Source organism: Pseudomonas sp. LAIL14HWK12:I10, from assembly GCF_900184205.1.
GTDB lineage: Bacteria > Pseudomonadota > Gammaproteobacteria > Pseudomonadales > Pseudomonadaceae > Aquipseudomonas > Aquipseudomonas kermanshahensis.
Map to the genome: position 1 here is coordinate 210132 of NZ_FXWU01000007.1, position 21189 is coordinate 231320.

At 59.2% G+C, this 21189-nt stretch carries 18 protein-coding genes and 1 tRNA gene; 14 read left to right on the top strand and 5 right to left on the bottom strand.

All coding sequences use genetic code 11. The features are described from left to right. Nucleotides 1-80: 80 nt before the first annotated feature. Nucleotides 81-374: a DUF3077 domain-containing protein gene (locus QOS90_RS17435; protein WP_085273853.1), complete on the bottom strand. Its 294-nt coding sequence runs from the start codon at nt 372-374 to the stop codon at nt 81-83. A gap of 449 nt (nt 375-823) precedes the next feature. Between QOS90_RS17435 and QOS90_RS17440 the strand changes: the two genes are divergently transcribed. From QOS90_RS17440 to QOS90_RS17465, 6 genes are all read left to right on the top strand, one after another. Next, nucleotides 824-1072 (top strand): hypothetical protein, encoded by a 249-nt coding sequence (locus tag QOS90_RS17440; protein ID WP_085273910.1) that lies wholly within the window; start codon nt 824-826, stop codon nt 1070-1072. A gap of 98 nt (nt 1073-1170) precedes the next feature. Continuing rightward, nucleotides 1171-1246 (top strand) — tRNA-Thr (locus QOS90_RS17445). 1130 nt (nt 1247-2376) lie between these two features. After that, the gene (locus QOS90_RS17450; RefSeq protein WP_143491092.1) at nt 2377-3420 is read left to right on the top strand and encodes a DUF6731 family protein; all 1044 of its coding nucleotides are present in this window, start codon (nt 2377-2379) and stop codon (nt 3418-3420) included. A gap of 5 nt (nt 3421-3425) precedes the next feature. Further along, the gene (locus tag QOS90_RS17455; protein WP_085273855.1) at nt 3426-3857 is read left to right on the top strand and encodes a hypothetical protein; all 432 of its coding nucleotides are present in this window, start codon (nt 3426-3428) and stop codon (nt 3855-3857) included. Nucleotides 3858-4102: 245 nt separating this feature from the next. Continuing rightward, nucleotides 4103-4918 (top strand): hypothetical protein, encoded by an 816-nt coding sequence (locus tag QOS90_RS17460; protein ID WP_143491093.1) that lies wholly within the window; start codon nt 4103-4105, stop codon nt 4916-4918. 403 nt (nt 4919-5321) lie between these two features. Beyond that, entirely contained in the window at nt 5322-5528 is a 207-nt protein-coding gene (locus QOS90_RS17465; protein WP_085273857.1) for a DUF3079 domain-containing protein, read from the top strand. Between the two features lie 65 nt (nt 5529-5593). Here the strand turns inward: QOS90_RS17465 and QOS90_RS17470 are convergent, their stop codons facing one another. Further along, a complete protein-coding gene (locus QOS90_RS17470; protein WP_085273858.1) occupies nt 5594-7891 on the bottom strand; it encodes a TonB-dependent siderophore receptor in 2298 nt (765 codons plus the stop codon). Between the two features lie 140 nt (nt 7892-8031). On the opposite strand from QOS90_RS17470, the gene QOS90_RS17475 reads away from it, so the two are divergent. From QOS90_RS17475 to QOS90_RS17485, 3 genes are all read left to right on the top strand, one after another. After that, complete coding sequence (locus QOS90_RS17475) at nt 8032-8751, top strand: response regulator (protein ID WP_027595215.1); 720 nt, start codon at nt 8032-8034, stop codon at nt 8749-8751. Nucleotide 8752: 1 nt separating this feature from the next. Then, nucleotides 8753-10120, top strand: coding sequence for an ATP-binding protein (locus tag QOS90_RS17480; protein ID WP_085273911.1), 1368 nt, complete (start codon nt 8753-8755; stop codon nt 10118-10120). Between the two features lie 121 nt (nt 10121-10241). Further along, nucleotides 10242-11912 carry an FMN-binding glutamate synthase family protein gene (locus tag QOS90_RS17485; protein ID WP_027595213.1) on the top strand — a complete coding sequence of 557 codons (1671 nt, stop codon included), beginning with the start codon at nt 10242-10244 and terminating at the stop codon, nt 11910-11912. A gap of 136 nt (nt 11913-12048) precedes the next feature. Here the strand turns inward: QOS90_RS17485 and QOS90_RS17490 are convergent, their stop codons facing one another. Further along, nucleotides 12049-13368: an OprD family porin gene (locus QOS90_RS17490; protein ID WP_027595212.1), complete on the bottom strand. Its 1320-nt coding sequence runs from the start codon at nt 13366-13368 to the stop codon at nt 12049-12051. A 469-nt stretch (nt 13369-13837) separates the two neighbouring features. Between QOS90_RS17490 and QOS90_RS17495 the strand changes: the two genes are divergently transcribed. Continuing rightward, nucleotides 13838-15922: a TonB-dependent receptor gene (locus QOS90_RS17495; RefSeq protein WP_085273859.1), complete on the top strand. Its 2085-nt coding sequence runs from the start codon at nt 13838-13840 to the stop codon at nt 15920-15922. Between the two features lie 117 nt (nt 15923-16039). Here QOS90_RS17495 and QOS90_RS17500 read toward each other — a convergent pair whose 3' ends face one another. Both QOS90_RS17500 and aguA read right to left on the bottom strand, forming a co-directional pair. After that, a complete protein-coding gene (locus QOS90_RS17500; RefSeq protein WP_027595210.1) occupies nt 16040-16237 on the bottom strand; it encodes a hypothetical protein in 198 nt (65 codons plus the stop codon). Nucleotides 16238-16432: 195 nt separating this feature from the next. Continuing rightward, on the bottom strand, nt 16433-17539 hold the full coding sequence (aguA, locus tag QOS90_RS17505) for an agmatine deiminase (RefSeq protein ID WP_027595209.1): 1107 nt from the start codon (nt 17537-17539) through the stop codon (nt 16433-16435). Nucleotides 17540-17805: 266 nt separating this feature from the next. Here aguA and rfbB point away from each other — a divergent pair, with 266 nt between their 5' ends. Genes rfbB through rfbD form a run of 4 tightly spaced genes read left to right on the top strand, consistent with a single transcriptional unit; the run spans nt 17806 to nt 21159 of the window. Continuing rightward, entirely contained in the window at nt 17806-18888 is a 1083-nt protein-coding gene (rfbB, locus tag QOS90_RS17510) for a dTDP-glucose 4,6-dehydratase (RefSeq protein WP_027595208.1), read from the top strand. Beyond that, nucleotides 18885-19760: a glucose-1-phosphate thymidylyltransferase RfbA gene (gene rfbA, locus QOS90_RS17515; RefSeq protein WP_027595207.1), complete on the top strand. Its 876-nt coding sequence runs from the start codon at nt 18885-18887 to the stop codon at nt 19758-19760. Before rfbB ends, rfbA begins: the two co-directional genes overlap by 4 nt. Beyond that, nucleotides 19757-20302 carry a dTDP-4-dehydrorhamnose 3,5-epimerase gene (gene rfbC, locus QOS90_RS17520; protein ID WP_027595206.1) on the top strand — a complete coding sequence of 182 codons (546 nt, stop codon included), beginning with the start codon at nt 19757-19759 and terminating at the stop codon, nt 20300-20302. Before rfbA ends, rfbC begins: the two co-directional genes overlap by 4 nt. After that, nucleotides 20221-21159, top strand: coding sequence for a dTDP-4-dehydrorhamnose reductase (gene rfbD / locus QOS90_RS17525; RefSeq protein ID WP_143491094.1), 939 nt, complete (start codon nt 20221-20223; stop codon nt 21157-21159). Before rfbC ends, rfbD begins: the two co-directional genes overlap by 82 nt. Nucleotides 21160-21189: the final 30 nt, after the last annotated feature.

Here is a 21189-nt window from a genome sequence, read left to right on the forward strand (position 1 = left end):
CTTTCGCGCAAGTTGGCAATGCTACTTGTGCATAAACTTTTGTTGTGCTTTCTGCAGGGGCCACAAAGCGGCCCGATGCGTCAACGCTTTTTGTTCTTGGCCAGCTCGATATCGTTCATCAACGCCTTGGCCAGCGCCGCCAGGTAATCGGCTGCGCCCAACTGCTTATGGTCGTCTTCCATATCGCCCTCCCTGAGCAGGTGCTTGATATAGCCGAGCAGGATCGAGACCTGCTCGTAGGCGTCGTCGATGGGGATGCCGGGTTGTACGCGCAGCAGGTTAACCGGTGGGTTGCCGACTTCGAGGAAGGTTTCCAGGCCTGCGGTCGTGATCTCTATGTGGGGATGGGGTGGATCGGGGACGATCTTGATCATGGCGTAAGTCCTTATTCAATTAAGGTACTGCCACTGAATCTTTCTCACGGATTTAGGTGGCAGCCGTACGCGGGGTGAGAAACCGAGTGAATAAGGAAGCCCGGCCAGACCGAAGCCTGCCCGCGTACAGCCACCATTACGAGGTAGCACTCATTCATAATCGGGTTCTCACACCCGGTCGCCGAAACGACCCGAAAACGGTATCCGTGAGGCACTTCCCCGACAACAGCGATACTTCGGCAGCGCGCGTAGGATAGGTCCGAAGCAGGCCAACCCCGAAGCATTTGGTTTCAGGTTCAGAAATGCCTTACAGGTCACGCACCGCCTCCCCTTCCAGGGTGTATCATCCGCCCCCCAAATCATTAAAAAGACACGTCGCACGCTGACCGCCAGCCCTGCGACCTTCTGGCGTTGCGCCAGAGCCGACAATGGAACAACGGACCCTTATCGTGACCCAAGCCAAGCCCCTTGCCCTGTTGACCCTCGCCATGGCCCTGACCGCGTGTGCCGGCGGCACCCCAAGCCAACCTTCCAGCAATTTGGGCTGGGACACCCCCGCCATGCAACTGGGCGGCGACCGAGGCCTCCCCCTGCGCGCCGACACCCCGTGCCGCAAGCGCGGCTGCGACAACGACAAGCTGTTTTTCAACCCCGGCAAAACCGAGCCAAGCGTCAACACGATCCACCGCGGCTGGTAGGAAAAATCTCCTTTTAAGCCGGTGACTTAGCTCATTTGCAAACAATCGCAAGGAAGTGGTTTACAGGCGCCAAACGATCGTTATAATGACGCCCCATTGCCGGTATAGCTCAGATGGTAGAGCAACTGACTTGTAATCAGTAGGTCCCGGGTTCGATTCCTGGTGCCGGCACCATACGCAGTATCAAAAAAGGCTCACCGAAAGGTGGGCCTTTTTTGTTTGTGTGGCCGCTGCGACACCCCCTAGCCACTCAGGGCAGCCCGATTGGCCCTTCACGGGATTGCCACCTTGCAGCGCACTGGATACGCATCAGCTTCAGTAATCTGAGCTACCCCATATCCAAAGGCCACCCATCCCCTTGAAAACTGCACGCCCCGTGTAGGAGCTGGCTTGCCTGCGATGGGCTGCACAGCAGCCCCAAGTGCCTCCGCCAAAACACCGTTCTCACCGCCAACCAGAGATTTCCCCAGCGCCCAAAAGGTCGGCCCCGCATCGAACCCGTACCCAGCGTAGTAATGCCTATCAAACAGATTGCTGGCATTCCAGAACGGCTACCCAGACCAGCTGACGTCGGTAACCCCCTCGCCCACGCCATTGGTGGGCTCGCCAACGGGACTCGCTACGGGAGAGATATGCTCTGCGCGATAACCCTCTATGACTGATATCCAGAGGCTCCCAATATCACGCCGAATGCAATGGCTGACATTGCTACTCTGCGCATAATCGCGGTCATCACCAAACGCGCTGTCCTCCAGCAACCTATCCGCTTTACCGAAAACTGCGCCAACTGTTCCAGCTCTTTCTCCTGAATAGAAACGGGCACTCCTACCAATGCTGTAACCCTGATCGCACAACGCTTTGCTGCAATCCCCCCCGTGACTACCGGCGTGACAAACGCCGAGGTCACAAGCAACAGCCATGTAGATGATGGTGCCGCAGACCAGGGAATGGACTGCACCTGACTGACAGTCAGGGATGCCCCGGTCATCGCATAGCTGCTGCACCTGGCTCAGGATCTCGCGGCACTGGTCTTGTCAGCTAATGCAGCCGCCACCCGCCCACCGGCAACGGTGCTCAGGAGGCCAGATCATGAGATGCCCTCGCTCCCGGACGTAAAGAGCCGCCAGTCCCGCCAAGAGGACATTCCCCACAGGTCGCAGGGGGCTTGATCTCTGATAACACTCAGCATTCTTGGCGGATGACGTGGGGCGAGGTAGAAATGAGGTAATCAAGATGGCACCGGTGGGTGCCCGGAGGAGCAACAACGATCGTAGCCTTGCGGCTAGCGCTGACGTGCCATCTGAATGAAGTCTAAAGCCGGAATTTTTCCTGCTTTCACAGACCATCTCCACGGCAGTAGTGACAAATGGCCATCAGCTTGGGTATGGTCACACATATCACAATTAATCGAAGCGACAGATAGGGAACATCTGATGAATGCAGCAGTACCCAGCCCAAGCCCACGTAAGGCGATCGAAACAACAAGTAGATTTCTAATTCGATTTTATGAAGCCAAACTATTCCAAGGCTCCAAAGAAATCAAGTTCTCAAAATTGCTTGAGGCTATAATAAAAAAGGGGGCACCGCTATCGGCTCGTCATCTAGTTGAAAACAACTCCGATTACCAAGTTAGAGGCCTTTCCGCGCATGACAACAACCGTGAAATCCGTGGCTGTTTCGTAAGATTCAGACCGGACATTCCCGTATCGGGATCAAAAGCGAGCTTGGACGAAAAAGAAATAATACTAGAAGACGGCCACAACATAATCGAGAAGATCTATTTTTCTCTTTTCATACATCCCAACTACGAAGTTCTTGCATTCCAACAGTCTTTAGAAGGCGGCAGCATTTCAGCTCTCGCTCGATACCTGTCTGCAGTTGCCGGCCACGACCGAATAGTCGCGTTCAACGATATATTAACCGAAGAATCTTTAGATGACTTGCTGAACGGGAAGCTGATAAAGCAGGTTGAATTCAGAGTAGCCAAACCTCGCTCAACCAAATATACACCGGACCCGGATGACGCATGGACACAACAGGCGATGGAGTTCATGGCCAATACTGGGGCAACCTCTTTCCAAGCAAAAATAGGAATTAGAGCACAAAGTAGAGGTATTTTTTCAAACGTAAAAAATCCTATAAAAAAATTACTCGACTCCCCTCAGACAAGAAAGTTAAAGATCAAACTCTCCGATATAGCCGATCCTGTCGATCTTTTCGCAGACCGCGTCAAAGCTCGGATCACTGTAAAAAGCATCAATGGCCAGCCAAAGGCGGATGAAATTTACAAAGCCATTTGGGCCGAAAAGATCAAACTTGAATCATCGCTAGACGCCTACTTTGGGTAGTCCTCATGAGATACTGGAAACGCATTAGCCTAGCCATTACCTTTGCGATATTCTTTACAGCTTTAAAGTTCAAGTTCTTTGTCAGCCTTGGAGAACCTGACAGCAGAGTTGCCGCAGGAATATTTGCTCAGATTGCGGCGACAATGCTTGGATTTTTAATCGCAGCCATATCAATTATAGCCTCCATATCCAGCAATAAATTCATAAAGGAGCTCAAAAAAAGTGGCCACTATGACAACTTACTGAGAACATTGTTTTTCAGCTCTTCGGCATATGCTATGGCGATGATTGCAAGCTTAGGAGCGCTGATGACTAAACTTTTCTTCCCTTGGCCAGCACTGATCTCGCTAGCTACCTTTTCATTCGCAACTTTGCTACTCCTAGATGTCGGAAGAAAATTGTGGCTTGTGCTTAACAATCTCTCTACGTCTGAATAATCATTTATCAGTGCCTAGAAAGCGGTCATTGCACATTTATCAGCCCCGCTACTGTAGATAAGTAGTCAATGGGTACCAGTCGTATAAGCATTTGTTTGCATTGTTGCCAATATCAAGCCGACATCTATGCCTAGGGAGAAGGTACCGCCGATCTAACAATTCCGCAATAATCCCAAGCTAACTTAAAACACCTATACAACACAGCCGACACAACTTTATAACCATAATCGAGTCAATTTCACAAAATGAAATCATCAGAGATATTTAACGCACTTTCCAAGGAAGCAATGTTCTGCAAGGAACTATTAGGGGCCGGAGCAACGCAAATCCGCAAAGCAAACTACGCCAATCAGGGGATGTACTTTCAAGCGTTCAGCAACCTAAGCATAGGCCTTGAACGCATTGGAAAACTATGCCTCACGCTTGACCATTTCATTGTTACGAATGGCGAATTCCCAACTGAAGAACACCTAAAAAACAAAATAGGCCACGACCTCATGAAATTATATAAGAGATCGCAAAAACTGATTACAGAAAGACGGTTAAAAGTAAAACACCAACTTTTATTAGACAGCCCGATACATAAGAATATCATTAGGATTCTGTCTAAATTCGCCAAAGGAGATCGCTATTCAAACTTCGACTTCTTAGTGGGTGGGCGACAATCCAATCCTGCAGGTGATTGGTATCTTAAGGTTGACATGGAGCTATACAATAAACATACCACCAGAAGAAAAAAACAAACAATACAAGAGAATTCAAAAACCACTGGCGAGATAATGAGCAGACTAGGCATGGTTTGGCACACGTCGGAACAGGGAGCTGAGATTAACTCCTATGCAGATGCTAGCCATCGCACAGGGGTTTTTGAAGCTGTCGCACCAAAAAGGCAACTTTACGTATTACAGATTATTCGATACTGGGTTGACATTCTTTCCGAGCTGCAATATTTAAGCATGCATATTAATCACGAAGCCATACCCTACTTTAACGAGATTCTTGGCGGCTTTAGCAATAGAGATTCATACTTCCGCAGCCGTAAAATATGGAACACAATTTAGCCCGTTCAATACAAATTAATTTTGGCTCATCGCAGTTACACCGCAAACCACTTAGAATAGTCATAGTTGTCATCGCGACCAGCAGTGGATCCCGTTTTATTTCGATAAATCATGCAAAGCACCGACCATTAAATGCCAGTAGCCCAATAAAAAATAAGAGCACGGACACCAAAATACAAGACGACACTAATTCCATAGAGCCGCCAAAGACTTCCAATTACGCATTTAGAGCACAACCCTCGCCCACTATAAATATTGCGAGATAAACTTCCTAAGCGTTTGCAACCACCTTAATGTGAAAGCCACACCGCAACACCCAACCCCACCTTGACTTCAATCAAACCCCAAACCACCAAACCGCATAGCGTGAAATCAGCCCCCCCACCTGCGAGGCCTGAACACCATGCCCAAAAAATTCCCCACCCACCCCAGCCACCCCGAGCGCATCTGCTGGGGCTGCGACCTCTATTGCCCAGCCAAGGCACTGGCCTGTGGCAATGGGTCAGACCGGACCATGCATCCGGTGGAGTTGTTCGGCGAGGACTGGGACAGGTTTGAGGATCGGTTGGATAAGCCGATTGATGAGGTGCCGGGGGTGCATTGCAGTTGATTGTGGGGGGAAAGGGGCCGCTTTGCGGCCCATTCGCAGCACAAGGCTGCTCCTACAGGGGGGCGTCAGAATGACGTGCTGAGGGTCAGCGACACATTGCGGGGATCGCCATAGATTGCCCCGGCATAGAAGCCGTAGCGGGTGTAGTAATGCTTGTCGAACAGGTTATTGGCATTGAGGCTAACGCTGGTCTCGTCCGTCAGCTGGTACTTGGCCATGGCATTCCAAATCGCATACCCCGACCAGTTGACGTCGGTCGAGCCTGCGCTCACGCCATTGGTGGGCTGGCCTGCGGGGCTGGATACCGCGCGGATGTTGCTCTGCGCGGTAACCCCTGCGCCAAGCGTCAGGCGGTCCAGTGGGCCGGAGAGGCGGTAGGTGGTGGAGGCCTTGAACAGGTGTGATGGGTCGCTGCGGCCGTCGCTGTCGATGCGGCGGAAGTGCAGGTAGGTGTAGCCGGCGTAGACGTTCCAGCTGGGGGTCAGTGCGCCGGCGATTTCCAGGTCGATGCCGTCGGTTTCCTGGCCGGAACCGGCCTTGTAGGCGTCGTTGCCGGTTGGGGTGGTCAGGTCGCCGTCCAGCACGGCTTTGTTTTCCTGCTTGGTGCGGAAGTACGCGGCCGAGGCATTCAGGCGGCCATCGAACCACTCGCCTTTGATGCCGGTTTCGTAGCTTTGGCCGCGAATGGGTTCGACTTTGCTGCCGCTGCTGGTCTCGGCGGTTTGTGGGGTGAAGATGTCGGTATAGCTGGCGTACAGCGAGTAGGTGTCGTTGAGGTCGTAAATCGCCCCCAGGTAGGGGGTGACGATGCCGTTTTCTTCCTGGCTGGTGCGCACGCCGGCGTTGCTGCGGGTAATGGCCGAGTAGTTGCTGGTACGCACGCCGACGATCACCGACAGTGGGTCGGTGATGCTCAGGCGGGTCGCTGCGTATATGCCTTGCAGGCGGGTGGTGGTTTTGCTGTGGCGGCCGGTGCGCGAGGCGAGCATGTCGTAATCGTCATCCACGCCATTGCGCCAGTCGGTCAGCGGGAAGCCGTTGTTGGCGCGGAACTGGCAACCCAGCGCTGCGGCGCTGACTTGGCTGTCGCTGACCATGTTGCAGGTGTATTCCGGCGACCAGGCCACGGTGCGGCTGTCGTTGTAGCCGACCATCGCTTGGTGGGTGCGGCCAAACAACTGGAACGGGCCGGACAGGTCGATTTGCGCAGACTGTTGGGTGGTGTCGCTGGAGCTGTGCAGGCCGTTGAGCACGGCGCCGCTGCCGCCCTGGTCCCAGTAGCCGCCAAAGCTGCCGCGCCCGGCGGAGTTGACCTTGGCCAGGCCGCGGTGGTTGAGGGCCTCGGCGGTGCTTTGCGCGGCCTTGAGGTTCAGCGCCCAGTCGTTGTCGAAGCGGTGTTCGAGGGAGCCGAAGGCGGTGCGGGTGGTGTATTCGCCAAAGCTCCAGCTCGGCACTACGTTGGTGCTGCGCGGCAGGTCGGTCTTGCTGCCGTCGCCGTACCAGATCGGGATGTTCGCGCCCCAGCCGCCGCCGACGACTTTGTTGTATTCGTACTGGTAGCCGGCGCCCAGGGTGGTGGCGTCGTCGAGGTCGAATTCGAAGTTGGCCAGCGCGGCGCGGGAGCGTTCGGACTGGTTGTCGCGGAACGAGTTGGCGTCCTGCTGGGTCATCACGAAGCGCGAACGCAGGCGGCCGTCTTCGGACAGCGGCAGGTTCAGGTCGGCGCCCAGGCGGCGTTTGTCCCAGCTGCCGTAGGTGGCGTAGGCGCTGCCGCCGAAGGTTTTGGTCGGGGCCTTGCGGATCAGGTTGACGGTGGCCGACGGGTCGCCGGTGCCGCCGAGCAGGCCGTTGGCGCCACGGACGATATCGATGCGCTCGTACAGGTCCATGTTCAGCGCATTACCCCCGCCGCTGAAATCGGAACCGCCCTGGAACTGCAGGCCATCGACCTTCCAGTTGGTGATGGAATAACCGCGGGCGCGGTAGTCGGTGCGGCCGCCTACCTCGGCCTTGCTTGCGGTCACGCCTGGCGTGGTTTCCAGCGCCTGCTCGATGGTGTGGATGGCGCGGTCGTCCATCTGCTGGCGGGTGATGGTGGTCACCGACTGCGGTGTTTGACGCGGCGTCAGCTTGAGGCCGGTTGAACTGCGGCTGCTCTCGACCGTGTACCCTAGCTGGCCGGTTTCATCGGTAGGCACCAGCGCGCTGTCTTCGATCTGCGTGGCATCCAGCTCCAGGGGCTGGCTGTCAGCCGCCATCGCTCCACCGCTGATGGCCACGGCAATGAAGAAGGCCAGCGGGTTGAGGCGACTTCCGCCTCGGCTGATGGGAGAGAAGTCGTTCATGATGCTCCGAGGTTTCATTTGGGAAGGCTTCGTATTCGCAGATGATTTTTTGTTACGATTCTAGGGATCCGCCCTTGGGGCTCCAGGCCCGGCTTGTACGGGCTTGTAATCGAACGTAACGAGCGCCACCGGCCCTCATCGAACAGGTGTTTTTTGAAATGAGCACGACCCTGCTGGTTGTCGACGATGACGACGAGATCCGCGAACTTCTCTGCGATTACCTGACCGATGCCGGCTATACCGTGCTAGCGGCCGCTGACGGCGACGGGATGCGCCAGCAACTGGCGCTGCATAAAGTCGAGCTGGTGGTGCTGGACTTGATGCTGCCCGGCGAGGATGGCTTGAGCCTGTGCCGCCAGTTGCAATCGACGCCCGGGTTGGCGGTGATCATGTTGTCGGCCAAAGGCAGCACGCTGGACCGCATCATTGGCCTGGAAGTGGGCGCGGACGATTACCTGGCCAAACCCTTCGAGCCACGCGAGCTGATTGCCCGGATAAAAGCGGTATTGCGGCGCCCGCAGCGCCTCGACACGCCGGTTGCAAAGCCTGCGGTGGAAGCGCAGCAGTTCGCCGGGTTTCGGCTCGACCACGTCAAACGCCTGCTCACCCGCCCTGACGGTGAAACGCTGACCCTGCCCCGCTCCGACCATCGCGTATTGCGCGAGCTGCTGGAGGCCAACAACCGCGTGGTGTCCCGCGATCAGCTGACCCGCAGTGCGTTCGGCCGCGACCACCTGCCTGACGACCGCTCGGTGGACATGTGCGTCAGCCGCCTGCGCCAACAATTGCGGCGCGCGCCGGGCGGCGCAGCGCAGATTCTTACCATCCGCAACGAAGGCTACTTGCTGAGCCTTGCGCGCAGCGAGGCTGATGCCTGACATGCGCTGGCTTCGCCGGCTGTGGCCGCGCACGCTGTTTGGCCAACTGCTGCTGATCATGGTCAGCGGCACCGTGGTGATCCAGTTGATGTCGAGCAGCATCTGGTTCGATGTGCGTTTCGCCCAGGTGCTTGAGGCCCCTGTTCGGCTGATTGCCGCCCGCAGCGCGCCGCTGATTGCCAGTGCCAATTGCCATGGCAGCCCGATGCAGGCACCTGCCCACTATCAGTTGCGCTGTGCCGAAAACCTGCCCGCGGCGGAACACGACGAACGCAGAGGGCGCAAGCGTATCGAGCTGCTGCTGCAACAGGCCCTCAAGTACGAGCTGGGCCACGCCCAGGAGGTGCGCCTGCTGAAGGTGCACCTGACCGATGAACTGGGCCAGCCGATTGTCTGGCGCAGCCTGTTCGGTTTGCGCACGGCGCAGGCACATATCGCGTTTGCCGTGCCGCTGGCCGATGGGCATTGGCTGACCATCGATGGCCAGGAGCTGCAGGGCTGGAGCGGCGAGTCCGCCTGGGTGTTGATCAGCGATTACCTGCTGCGGGTGTATGCCCTGCGCATCGTCGCCGTGCTGTTGGTGTGCCTGGTGGCGGTGCGCTTGTGCCTGCGCCCGTTGCGGCGCCTGGCGGATGCCGCGCGCGGCCTGGGCAGCAACCTGGAGCAGCCGCCCTTGGCGCTGGACGGGCCGGAAGAAGTGCGCCAGGCCGCCCAGGCCTTCAACGCGATGCAGCAGCGGTTGATTGCGATGGTCAACGACAAGGCCTATTTCCTGGCTGCCGTGTCCCACGACCTGCGCACCCCACTGACCCGCATGCGCCTGCGCCTGGAGCGCTTGCCGGACGACGAGCATCGCCAGCGCCTGCGGCAGAACATCACGCAGATGGACGACATGATTGGCCAAGTGCTCGATTACCTGCGGGCCGGGGAGCAGCAGAACCTGCAACAGGTGGACCTGGACCGGCTGGTGACGCGGCAGTGTGCCGACTTGTCCACAGCCCGCGAGCCACTGCCGGTTCATGGCCAGGGCGGCAGCTTGCGGGTTGATGCGCTGCTGCTGCAGCGTTGCCTGCAGAATTTACTGGTCAATGCCTTGCGCTATGCCAAGGAGGTTTCGATCACGCTGGAGCGCGCGACCACGGGGGTTTATATCCATGTCGATGACCGAGGGCCGGGGATCGCGCCAGGCTTGCTGGCGACGGTTACTGAACCGTTCGTGCGGGGTGAAGGGTCGCGTAACCAGGCGTCTGGCGGGTATGGCTTGGGGTTGAGCATTGCCCAGCGGATCGCGGCCAGCCATGGCGGCGAGTTGCTGTTGTGCAACCGCGACGGCGGTGGGCTGCGGGCCAGCGTGCTGTTACCTCGATAACCTGTCACCGCGCCTTTGTAGGAGCGCACGGGATCAGGTAACAGTGTTTTACCGATTGCCCAGGTTTTCCGCAGCCCGCCATTGCCTATCCTAGGCGGGTCATCCTGCCTGCGATGGACCCATGAAACACTCACTGCCCAGCCGCTACGCCTGCCTTTTCATCTGCCTGTCGTTCACCTGTGCCAGCCTCCCATTACTGCCCCAACATGCCTGGCTATGGCCATTCACCCTGATCACCGCCCTGCTCAGCCTGGTCGGCCTCAATGACCTGCGCCAGAGCCACCACGCGGTGCGGCGCAACTACCCGATCCTGGGCAACATCCGCTACTTGATCGAAACCATCCGCCCGGAAATCCGCCAATACCTGATCGAAGGTGACGACGACAAGCTGCCGTTTTCACGGTCCCAGCGTTCCCTGGTGTATGCACGGGCGAAGAACGAGAGCGCCGAAAAAGCCTTCGGCACGCTCAACGATGCCTACAAACCCGGCTTCGAATTCATCAGCCATTCGATGCTGCCGGTGGCCACGCCCGACCCCGCCTCGTTCCGCATCGCCATTGGCGGGCCGCAGTGCCGGCAACCGTACTCGGCATCGATCTTCAACATCTCGGCCATGAGTTTCGGCGCCCTCAGCGCCAACGCCATCGCAGCGCTCAACCAGGGTGCACGGCTGGGGCGCTTTGCCCATGACACCGGTGAGGGCAGCATCAGCCCGTACCACCGCGAACATGGCGGCGACCTGATCTGGGAGATCGGCAGCGGTTACTTTGGCTGCCGCACCGAAGAAGGCCGTTTCGACCCGCAACGCTTCGCCGAACAAGCCCGCTCGCCGCAAGTGAAGATGATCGAGATCAAGCTCAGCCAAGGCGCCAAGCCCGGCCACGGCGGCATCCTCCCCGGGCACAAAGTCAGCCCGGAAATCGCCGCCACCCGTGGCGTGCGTGAGGGCGAAGACTGTATATCGCCGGCCGCCCATAGCGCATTCCGCACGCCGGTCGAACTGCTGCGGTTCGTTGCCAGCCTGCGCGAACTGTCGGGCGGTAAGCCGGTGGGTTTCAAGTTCTGCCTGGGCCACCCGTGGGAATTCATGGGCATTGCCAAAGCCATGCTGGCGACGGGAATCACCCCCGACTTTATCGTCGTCGACGGCAAGGAAGGCGGCACCGGCGCGGCGCCACGCGAGTTCAGCGACAACATGGGCGTGCCCATGCGCGAAGGTTTGATGTTCGTGCACAACACCTTGGTCGGCCTGAATTTGCGCTCGAGCATTCGCATTGGCGCGGCGGGCAAGATCGTCAGCGCCTTCGACATCGCCAGTGTGCTGGCCATTGGTGCCGACTGGGTGAATTCGGCGCGCGGCTTCATGTTCGCCATTGGCTGCATTCAGTCGCAGAGCTGCCACACCAACAAATGCCCGACCGGGGTCGCCACCCAGGACCCGCTCCGCCAGCGTGCGTTAGTGGTGCCGGACAAGGCTCAGCGGGTGGCGAGCTTCCACCGCAATACCCTGCATACATTGGCTGAGATGCTTGCGGCGGCGGGCCTGGAGCACCCGTCGGAGCTCAAGCCCAAACATTTGGCACGACGTGTCAGCGCCAGCGAGATCGGCTTGTTTTCAGACCTGCATACGTTCCTCAAGCCTGGCGAATTGCTCAGTGGCTCGATTGAAAGCGAGTTTTATGCGCGGATGTGGCGGATGGCGCGCAGCGACAGTTTTGCGCCGGAGACTGGGGAGGGCGTGCTGGTAGCGAAGGCAACTGGCAGGCGCCGTGAGGAAAGCGTCCCAGCTTGATGAGCTGGGGCCGCTTTGCGGCCCTTCGCAGCGCAAGGCTGCTCCTACAACAGGGGCAGCGAGCGCGATGTCCATGTATTTGTAGGAGCAGCCTTGCGCTGCGAAAGGGCTGCAAAGCAGCCCCGACGCCATGCGATCAGAAGATGCTGATCGGGTACTCGACGAATACGCGGACTTCGTTACCGTCGTCGTTGTAGCCGTTCTGCTGTACGGCATTGTTGGTGCGTACGAACGAGCTGCGCAGCTTGACCGACAGGTCTTTGGCCGGGCCGTCTTGAACCACGTAACGGATCTGGTTGAAGATTTCGCGCTCTTTACCTTCACCGAAACCTTGCGGGTTGGCGACGTTGCGGGTGTTGATGTTGTCACCCACTACGTAGGCCAGCTTGTAGGTCAGGCCCGGTACGCCGTAGGCGCCGAAGTCCAGGCCGTAGCCCAGCTGCCAGGAGCGCTCGTCTTCGGCGTTGAAGTCAGACCAGTACGAGTTGGCCAGGTAGATGGTCGAACCACCGTCACCCACGCCACCGGCGTTCTGGTAGAAGCCGTAGTTGTAACCGGTGCTGCCGGTGCTGCGCTGGTGAGCGATGGTGAACGAGTGCGCACCGTAGGCGTAGGTCGCCGCCAGGCTCCAGATGGTGTTGGAGTCACCATTGAGCTCGGCCGCTTTGACGAACTTGTTGTTGATGTCCGACTTGTAGCCGTTGAAGTCCAGGGTCAGGGACTGGTCGCTGGCGATCGGGAAGACATAGTTCATGCCCAGGTAGTGCTTCTGCATCACGTCTTCGTTGTCTGCGGTGTACAGCGAAGCGGTGAAGTTGTCGGTGAACTTGTAGCTACCACCGAAGACGTTGATCGACTTCAGGCCACCACCGTCACGACGCTCGGCACTTTTGCGCGCTTCTTGGGTGAAGCGGCCGGCGTTCAGTTCCAGGCCCTGGATTTCTTTGGAAGTGATCAGGGTACCGGTGAAGCTTTCTGGCAGCAGACGGGCGTCGTCGTACTGCAGCACAGGCAGTGCTGGCATCTGGTCACCGTACTTGAGCACGGTGTTGGAGATGCGGAATTTCACGGCTGCGCCGCCACGGGCCAGGTTATGTGGCGAGCTGGCGTTGCCGTCGGCGTTCTTGGTGTCGTGCGGTTTGAAGAAGTCGACGCCGCCGCCACCGTTGTGGCCTTTGCCGCCGTCCAGACGCAGGGCGTACAGGCCGAATGCGTCGACACCGACACCGACGGTGCCCTGGGTGAAACCGGAGGAGAAGTTGGCGATGACGCCTTGGCCCCATTCGATCTGGTCATCGGTACCGTGCTTCTTGTCACGGTTGATGTAGGCGTTGCGCAGCAGAACGTTGGCGTGGCTGTCTTCGATGAAGCCCTTGCTGTCGGCCTGCTCATTGGCCTGGGCCTGGGTCGCGGCGATCATTGCCAGTGCGACCAGGCTGATCCTGGTTTTCAACATGTTGTTTTCCTTATTTCTTAATCAAAAACGCTTCGCAATATGACGCCAGGAACCAACGCCCCTTCGTAGGTTCGACGCTATGCGGATCCAGACTGAAAGGCTTGCCGGCAATCGCACGGTGGCCTTTTACAGCAGCATGGCCATGTCATGGCCAGCAGGCGTTGGCCGAATCCTAGCGGTGTGCGATTACAAATGTCAAAAAATCGTGAAATGCAGGTTGATATAACCAAAATCACCCAGCCCGCTGGTGCATTTCCATGCCTGTTGGCGCTATCAGTGGGCATTTTTTCTTCTGTCAGAAATGTCGCTTTGACCAACCCGGCAGCTTTCATGGGCGCGGAGCATACAACAGCGGCGGTTACAAAGTGATACATATGTAAAGACAACCCTTTACAAATACCCAAGCAACAGTAAATAGCAAGCATTACCATTCGCACCCTTTCTCACCTGCCACGGTCCGGATGTCTCCATGCTTGTACCCTGCCGCCTCTCCCCGCTGACGCTTGGCCTGTCGCTGCTGTTCAGCGCCAGCCTGGCCACCGCTGCCACCACCACCCTGCCGGAAATGTCAGTGACTGCCGAAGGCGAGCGCGAGGAGGACAACCCGCGGGTCAAGGAAGTCAGTACTGCGACGCGCACCTCGACGCCCGTGCGCTACGTGCCCCAGGCCATCGACACGGTCAAGACCGCCAACGTGCTGGACTACGGCAACAACACCCTGGGCAAGGCACTTGAGGGCATCCCCAACGTCAGCAGCGGCGCCGACACGCGCTTCGACAGCGTGCGCATCCGCGGCTTCGAGGCCAGCAACGACTTCTACCTGGACGGCATTCGCGACGACAGCCAGTACATTCGCGACCTGAACAACATCGAGCGGGTCGAGGTGCTCAAAGGGCCCGCAGCGGTGTTGTATGGCCGCGGCAGCCAGGGTGGCATCGTCAACCGCGTCAGCAAGGCGCCGGATCACGGCCGCCGTTCGAGCATCGAGGCGCAAGGCGGCAGCGAAGATTTGCGCAGCCTGTACGCCGACCTCAGCGCCGACCCCAGCGATACCATCAGCCTGCGCCTGAACCTGGGCAACCAGGACAACAACAGCTTCCGCGACGGCATCGATGGCAGCCGCCAGCTGTTCGCCCCGTCGATGAGCTGGCAGCTCTCGCCCGACCTGAACTGGCTGGTGCAGTACGAATACAGCCGCTACAACCGCACACCAGACCGCGGTATCCCCGGGGTCAATGGCCGCCCCGCCGACGTCAGCCGCAGCACCACCTACAGCGATACCCAGCGCGACTACATCGATGACCGCGCCCAGTCGCTGCGTTCGCGGCTCAACTACCAGCTGAACGAAACCTGGCAACTGCGCCACACCCTCGGCCTGTTCAAGCTCGACAGCGAGTTCGACAACACCTATGCGACGGGCTACAACGCCAGCACCAACACTGTCACCCGCCAGCGCTGGCAACAGGACCTGAACACCCGCAACCTGTTCAACAACCTCGAAGCCGAGGGCGACTTCACTACCGTGGGGCTGGAGCACAAGCTGTTGGTGGGCCTGGAGTTCGGCAGCCAACGGCGTGACCCGACCCTGTACACCGCTGCGCCTAATAGTGTGCCAAGCCTGGACGTTGGCAACCCCGACCGCAGCCGGCAGCACACGGGCCCAATGTTGCTGTCGAGCGACAACCACACCGTGGTCCAAAGCCGTGGCCTCTACCTGCAAGACCAGGTCCGCCTGAACGATCAATGGCAGGTGCTCGCTGGCGTGCGTTTCGACCAGTTCGAGGTAGAGACCACCAACAAGGATGGCCTGACCGAGCCGCAGGACAGCAACACCACCAGCCCGCGCCTGGGTGTGGTCTACACGCCGTGGCGAGACCACTCCTTCTATGCATCGTGGAGCAAGACCTTCTCGCCAGTGGGCGGTGGCCTGATCGGCATCACCCCCGGCGCGCCGGGCAACACCAACGACACCGGGCCAGAGCTGACCCGCCAGAAGGAGATCGGGGTCAAGAGCGACTGGTTCGACCAGCGCCTCACCACCACCCTCGCCGTGTATGAACTGGAGCTGTACAACCGCCGCACGCGTGACCCGGAAAACCCGGAAATCACCCTGCTCAGCGGCTTGCAACGCTCCCGAGGCATCGAGCTGACCGCCACCGGCAATATCGTCGGCAACTGGTACGTGCGCGGGGGCATCGGCCTGCAGGATGCGACCATCGTCAAAGACAACAATAACCAGGAAGGCAACCGCATCAACGACGTGGCCAAGCGTAATGCCAGCCTGTTCGTGACCTGGAAACCGGAATTGGGCTGGTACGCCGAGACCGGCTTGACGTTGGTGGGTGAGCGTTATGCCGATAACCAGAACACCACGGTGTTGCCAGGCTACGGCCGCTGGGATGCGCTGGCCGGCTACCGCACCCACGACTGGGATGTGCGGGCGGCGTTGAACAACATTGCCGACAAGACCTACTACAGCTCGGCGACCAGTGCGGCGCAGATCCAGGTGGGCGACCCGCGGAGCCTTGTGGTGACGAGCACTTACCGCTTCTGATCTTTGTTGCCTGTACCGGCCTCTTCGCAGCACAAGGCTGCTCCTACAGGGATCGCACGCCACCTGTAGGAGCAGCCTTGTGCTGCGAAGGGGCCAGCACCGGTAAAACCGATGAGATCAGTGCCACACCGCCATCAGCGCCTGCATCTCTGCTTCACTGATCAGCCCTTGCGGGTATCGCCCGGCAAGCAGACGTCGTGGGTCGGTCGTCCTGACCTGGATGTTTCCATGGTGCTTCAACCACTGCGCCAACAGCTTGAGCGATGGGTGGTTAACTGCCGATGGGCACAAAGCCGACTCACTTGCTGCGTTCATTTCCACACGTACTCCTTTGCCCGTGAGCGGCTAATTTACGTAGGCATTGTTACAGATCAGAGAGCCCGACCCATTCGAGCTATCTAATTGAAAAACAATACAAAACGTATGCCACTCAGGCGGCCGGACGTCGCTTGAAAAGGTCACCCGAAAAAAAGGCCCGTCGTATGACGGGCCTTTTTATTCAGGGTGGTCTCAGCGCTTGACTGGCGCCGGCTGCTGCTGGGTCAGGCAGTGGATATTGCCGCCCCCCAACAACAATTCACGGCCTGGGATCATGACCACTTCATGATCCGGGAAGAGCTCGGCCAGGATGGCTCTGGCCTGGGCATCGGCAGGGTCATCGAAGCTCGGCGCGATGATGCCGCCATTGACGATCAGGAAGTTCACGTACGAGCCGGCCAGGCGCACCGACGGGTCGCGTTCCTGGCTACCGGCCACTTGGTCGACGCCAGCACACTCTTCAGCCGTGGCGTACAGTGGGCCAGGGATCGGCATCTTGTGCACCACGAACTCACGGCCTTTGGCGTCGCGGGTGTTTTTCAACACGTCCATTGCCGCGTGGCAGCGGGCGTAGTTGGGGTCGTTGGAATCATCGGTCCAGGCCAGTAACACTTCGCCCGGGCGCACGTAACAGCAGAAGTTGTCGACGTGGCCGTCGGTCTCGTCGTTGTACAGGCCGTCCGGCAGCCAGACCACGGTATCGACGGCCAACTGCTCACGCAGGACCGCTTCGATTTCCTCACGGCCCAGGTGCGGGTTGCGGTTACGGTTGAGCAGGCATTCTTCGGTGGTGATCACCGTGCCCTCGCCGTCCACGTGGATCGAGCCACCCTCCAGCACGAAGCCCTCGGTTTGGTAGCGCTGGCAGCGCTCCATTTCCAGGACCTTGGCGGCCAGTTCCTCGTCACGGTTCCAGGGTGCGTAGAGCCCGCCATCGAAGCCGCCCCAGGCATTGAAGCCCCAGTCCACGCCGCGCACTTCGCCTTGGTCGTTGATGACGAAGGTCGGGCCGGTGTCGCGCACCCAGGCGTCGTCATTGCTGATTTCCACGACGCGGATGTTCGGCAGGTCAAGCTGACGGCGTGCGTTCTCGTACTGGCCAGCAGAAACACCCACGGTCACTGGCTCGAAGCGGGCGATCGCCTTGGCCAATGTCACATGAGCGGCCTGTGCCGGTTTGCCACCCAGGCGCCAGTTGTCCGAACGCTCCGGCCAGACCATCCAGACCTGGGTCTGCGGCGCCCATTCAGCGGGCATGTGGAAGCCGTCGGCACGGGGGGTAGAATTGAGGGTTTTCATGGTTAACCTCTGCGTAGGCCCTGAGCCGATGTGCGCTGGGGCGTTGGTCGATGGGGGTAGGAGCAGCGATGGCAAATTTATAACCGATATATATCGGCTTTAAAAGCAAAAATAGCCGATCGGCAAAGCCTTATCCCTTATTAGATCGATATCAATCGGCATATCCATCATGATCACGCTCAAACCCATGATATTTGTCTGCCACCACCCTAGCCGACGAGCTAGGCTGCATGCCATAGAACTTGGTTTACCAGAGGCGACTTGAGATGCGCATACTCGTCACAGGCGGCGCCGGCTTCATTGGCTCGGCGCTGGTCCGTCACCTGATCGGCAACACCGAACACGAAGTGCTGAACCTCGACAAGCTGACCTACGCCGGCAACCTCGAGTCGCTGCAAAGCATCGCCAACAATACCCGTTACGAATTCGTCCAGGCCGATATCGCCGATGCGGCGACAGTCAGTGCCGTACTCGAGCGCTTCCAGCCCGACGCAATCATGCACCTGGCTGCCGAATCCCATGTGGACCGTTCGATCGACGGCCCGGCAGCGTTCATCCAGACCAATATCGTCGGCACCTATGCCCTGCTCGAAGCCACCCGTGCCTGGTGGAGCCGCCTGCCTGCCGAGCAGCGCCGTGCGTTCCGCTTTCACCATATCTCCACCGACGAAGTGTATGGCGACCTGCATGGCGCCAACGACCTGTTCCACGAGACCACGCCGTATGCGCCCAGCTCCCCCTATTCGGCGAGCAAGGCCGCCTCGGACCACCTGGTACGCGCCTGGCACCGCACGTATGGCCTGCCGGTACTGATCACCAACTGCTCGAACAACTACGGCCCGTACCATTTCCCTGAAAAGCTGATCCCGCTGATGATCCTCAATGCCCTGGCCGGCAAGCCACTGCCGGTGTACGGCAATGGCCAGCAGGTGCGCGACTGGTTGTTCGTCGAAGACCACGCCCGGGCGTTGCTTGAGGTGGTGAGCCGCGGCGAGGTCGGCGAAACGTACAATATCGGCGGCCACAACGAGCAGAAAAACCTCGACGTGGTCCACGCCATCTGTGCCCTGCTCGACGAGCTGGCGCCACAGCACCCTGAAGGCGTGGCCCGTTATGCAGACCTGATCACCTACGTTCAAGACCGCCCCGGCCATGACCTGCGGTATGCCATCGATGCCAGCAAGATCGAACGGGAGCTGGGCTGGGTACCGCAGGAAACCTTCGCCACCGGGCTGCGCAAGACCGTGCAGTGGTACCTGGATAACCTGCAGTGGTGCCGCCATGTCCAGGATGGCAGCTACCAGGGGGAACGCCTGGGCAATACCGACATCAAGGAGCTCATTGCATGACCAAGGGCATCGTCCTGGCCGGAGGATCCGGCACCCGCCTGCACCCCATCACCCTCGGGGTATCCAAGCAACTGCTGCCGATTTATGACAAGCCGATGATCTACTACCCGATCTCGGTGCTGATGCTCGCCGATATCCGCGACATCCTGCTGATCTCCACACCCCAGGACCTGCCTCAGTATCGCCAGCTGTTCGGCGATGGCAGCCAGTTCGGCATTCGCATCAGCTATGCCGAGCAGCCATCACCCGACGGCCTGGCCCAGGCGTTCCTGATCGGTGAGCAGTTCATCGGTGACGACTCGGTCTGCCTCATCCTCGGTGACAACATCTTCCACGGCCAGAGCTTCACCGAACAGTTGCAGCGCGCGGTCAGCCACCCCAGCGGCGCCACCGTGTTTGGCTATTGGGTCAAGGACCCGGAGCGCTTCGGTGTGGTCGAGTTCGACGAGCAGGGCAACGCGCTGTCCATCGAAGAGAAGCCACTCAAGCCCAAGTCCAGCTATGCCGTAACGGGCCTGTACTTCTACGACAACGACGTGGTCGAAATCGCCAAAGGCATTCGCCCCTCGGAGCGCGGCGAGCTTGAGATCACCGATGTCACCAATGCCTACCTCCAGCGCGGCGACTTGCGTGTGGAGCGCTTTGGCCGTGGCTTCGCCTGGCTCGACACCGGCACCCACGAGAGCCTGCTGGATGCCTCGCAATATGTGCAAACCATCGAGAACCGCCAGGGGTTGAAAGTGGCCTGCCTGGAAGAAATCGCCTTCAACAAGGGCTGGATCACCCGTGACCAGCTGCTGGCCAAGGCTGAAAAACTCAAGAAGACCGGTTACGGTCAGTACCTGGGCAAACTGGCAAACGAGTCTGCATGAACATCATCCCCACCGAGATCCCTGACGTACTGATCATCGAGCCAACGGTATACGGTGACAGCCGTGGCTTCTTCTTCGAAGCCTTCAATGCCCGCGAGTTCGCGAAGCACACCGGCGTCACCGTGGACTTCGTCCAGGACAACCACTCGCGCTCCGTCAAAGGCGTGTTGCGCGGCCTGCACTATCAGGTGGAAAACACCCAGGGCAAACTGGTGCGGGTGGTACAGGGCGAGATACGCGACATTGCCGTGGACGTGCGCAGGAGCTCGCCCACGTTCGGCAAATGGGTCGCGGTGCACCTGTCGGCCGATAATCATCGGCAACTGTGGATTCCACCGGGGTTCGCCCACGGCTTCTCGGTGGTCAGCGAATCGGCCGAGTTTCTCTACAAGACCACGGACTACTACAACCCTGGCGCAGACCGTTGCATCCGCTGGGACGACGCTGAGCTGGCCATCGACTGGCAACTCGCGGGGCCGCCGGTGTTGTCGGACAAAGACAAGGTCGGCGTACCGCTGAGCGAGGCGCAACTGCTGCCATGAAAATCGTCGTCTGCGGCCGTAATGGCCAGGTTGCCCAAGCGCTGCAGGCGCAGTTGGCCGGGCTTGGCGAGCTACACGTGCTTGGCCGCGAGCACCTCGACCTGGCACAGCCCGAGGCCCTGCGCGAACCGCTGCGCCGGCTCGCCCCCGACCTGATCATAAACGCTGCTGCCTACACGGCGGTGGACCAGGCCGAACAAGAGCCCGCGCTGGCGTTTGCAATCAATGCCCATGGCCCCCGCGTGCTCGCCGAAGAAGCAGCACGGCTGAGTGCGCCGCTCATCCACTACTCCACCGACTATGTCTTCGACGGCAGCAAGGCCACGCCCTATACCGAACAAGACACGCCCAACCCCCTGGGGGTTTATGGCCACAGCAAACTGGCCGGCGAGCAGGCGATTACCGCGGTGGCCGGCCAGCACCTGATCCTGCGTACCAGCTGGGTCTATTCGTTGTATGGGCGCAACTTCCTGCTGACAATGCAGCGCCTGCTGCAGGAAAAGCCCCAACTGCGCGTGGTAAACGACCAGATTGGCGCGCCGACGTCTGCCGCTACCCTTGCTGCCAGCACCCGCACGCTGATCGAGCGCTGGCAAGCCGGGCAGGCTGGCGACTGGGGCACCTACCACCTCACTGCGCAAGGTGAGACCTCCTGGTTCGGTTTCGCCCAAGCGATCGCCGACCAGTTGCAGGCGCAAGGGTTACCCTGTGCCGAACTGCAGCCGATCCCGTCCAGCGAATACCCCACACCCGCCCGCAGGCCACTCAATTCACGCTTGGACTGCTCACGCTTGGCCCAGCAATGGCACATCAGCCTGCCGCACTGGCAGCAGGCGCTGATCGACTGCCTCAAGTAGCGCATAATTGCGTCAGACTTTTCTGGCGCA

Coding starts and splice junctions, on each gene's coding strand:
- QOS90_RS17475 (WP_027595215.1), top strand. CDS start 8,032: ATGAGCACGACCCTGCTGGTTGTCGACGATGACGACGAGATCCGCGAA.
- QOS90_RS17500 (WP_027595210.1), bottom strand. CDS start 16,237: ATGAACGCAGCAAGTGAGTCGGCTTTGTGCCCATCGGCAGTTAACCAC.
- QOS90_RS17490 (WP_027595212.1), bottom strand. CDS start 13,368: ATGTTGAAAACCAGGATCAGCCTGGTCGCACTGGCAATGATCGCCGCG.
- rfbB (WP_027595208.1), top strand. CDS start 17,806: ATGCGCATACTCGTCACAGGCGGCGCCGGCTTCATTGGCTCGGCGCTG.
- QOS90_RS17455 (WP_085273855.1), top strand. CDS start 3,426: ATGAGATACTGGAAACGCATTAGCCTAGCCATTACCTTTGCGATATTC.
- QOS90_RS17480 (WP_085273911.1), top strand. CDS start 8,753: ATGCGCTGGCTTCGCCGGCTGTGGCCGCGCACGCTGTTTGGCCAACTG.
- QOS90_RS17460 (WP_143491093.1), top strand. CDS start 4,103: ATGAAATCATCAGAGATATTTAACGCACTTTCCAAGGAAGCAATGTTC.
- QOS90_RS17450 (WP_143491092.1), top strand. CDS start 2,377: ATGAAGTCTAAAGCCGGAATTTTTCCTGCTTTCACAGACCATCTCCAC.
- rfbA (WP_027595207.1), top strand. CDS start 18,885: ATGACCAAGGGCATCGTCCTGGCCGGAGGATCCGGCACCCGCCTGCAC.
- QOS90_RS17470 (WP_085273858.1), bottom strand. CDS start 7,891: ATGAAACCTCGGAGCATCATGAACGACTTCTCTCCCATCAGCCGAGGC.
- QOS90_RS17495 (WP_085273859.1), top strand. CDS start 13,838: ATGCTTGTACCCTGCCGCCTCTCCCCGCTGACGCTTGGCCTGTCGCTG.
- aguA (WP_027595209.1), bottom strand. CDS start 17,539: ATGAAAACCCTCAATTCTACCCCCCGTGCCGACGGCTTCCACATGCCC.
- QOS90_RS17465 (WP_085273857.1), top strand. CDS start 5,322: ATGCCCAAAAAATTCCCCACCCACCCCAGCCACCCCGAGCGCATCTGC.
- QOS90_RS17435 (WP_085273853.1), bottom strand. CDS start 374: ATGATCAAGATCGTCCCCGATCCACCCCATCCCCACATAGAGATCACG.
- QOS90_RS17485 (WP_027595213.1), top strand. CDS start 10,242: ATGAAACACTCACTGCCCAGCCGCTACGCCTGCCTTTTCATCTGCCTG.
- rfbC (WP_027595206.1), top strand. CDS start 19,757: ATGAACATCATCCCCACCGAGATCCCTGACGTACTGATCATCGAGCCA.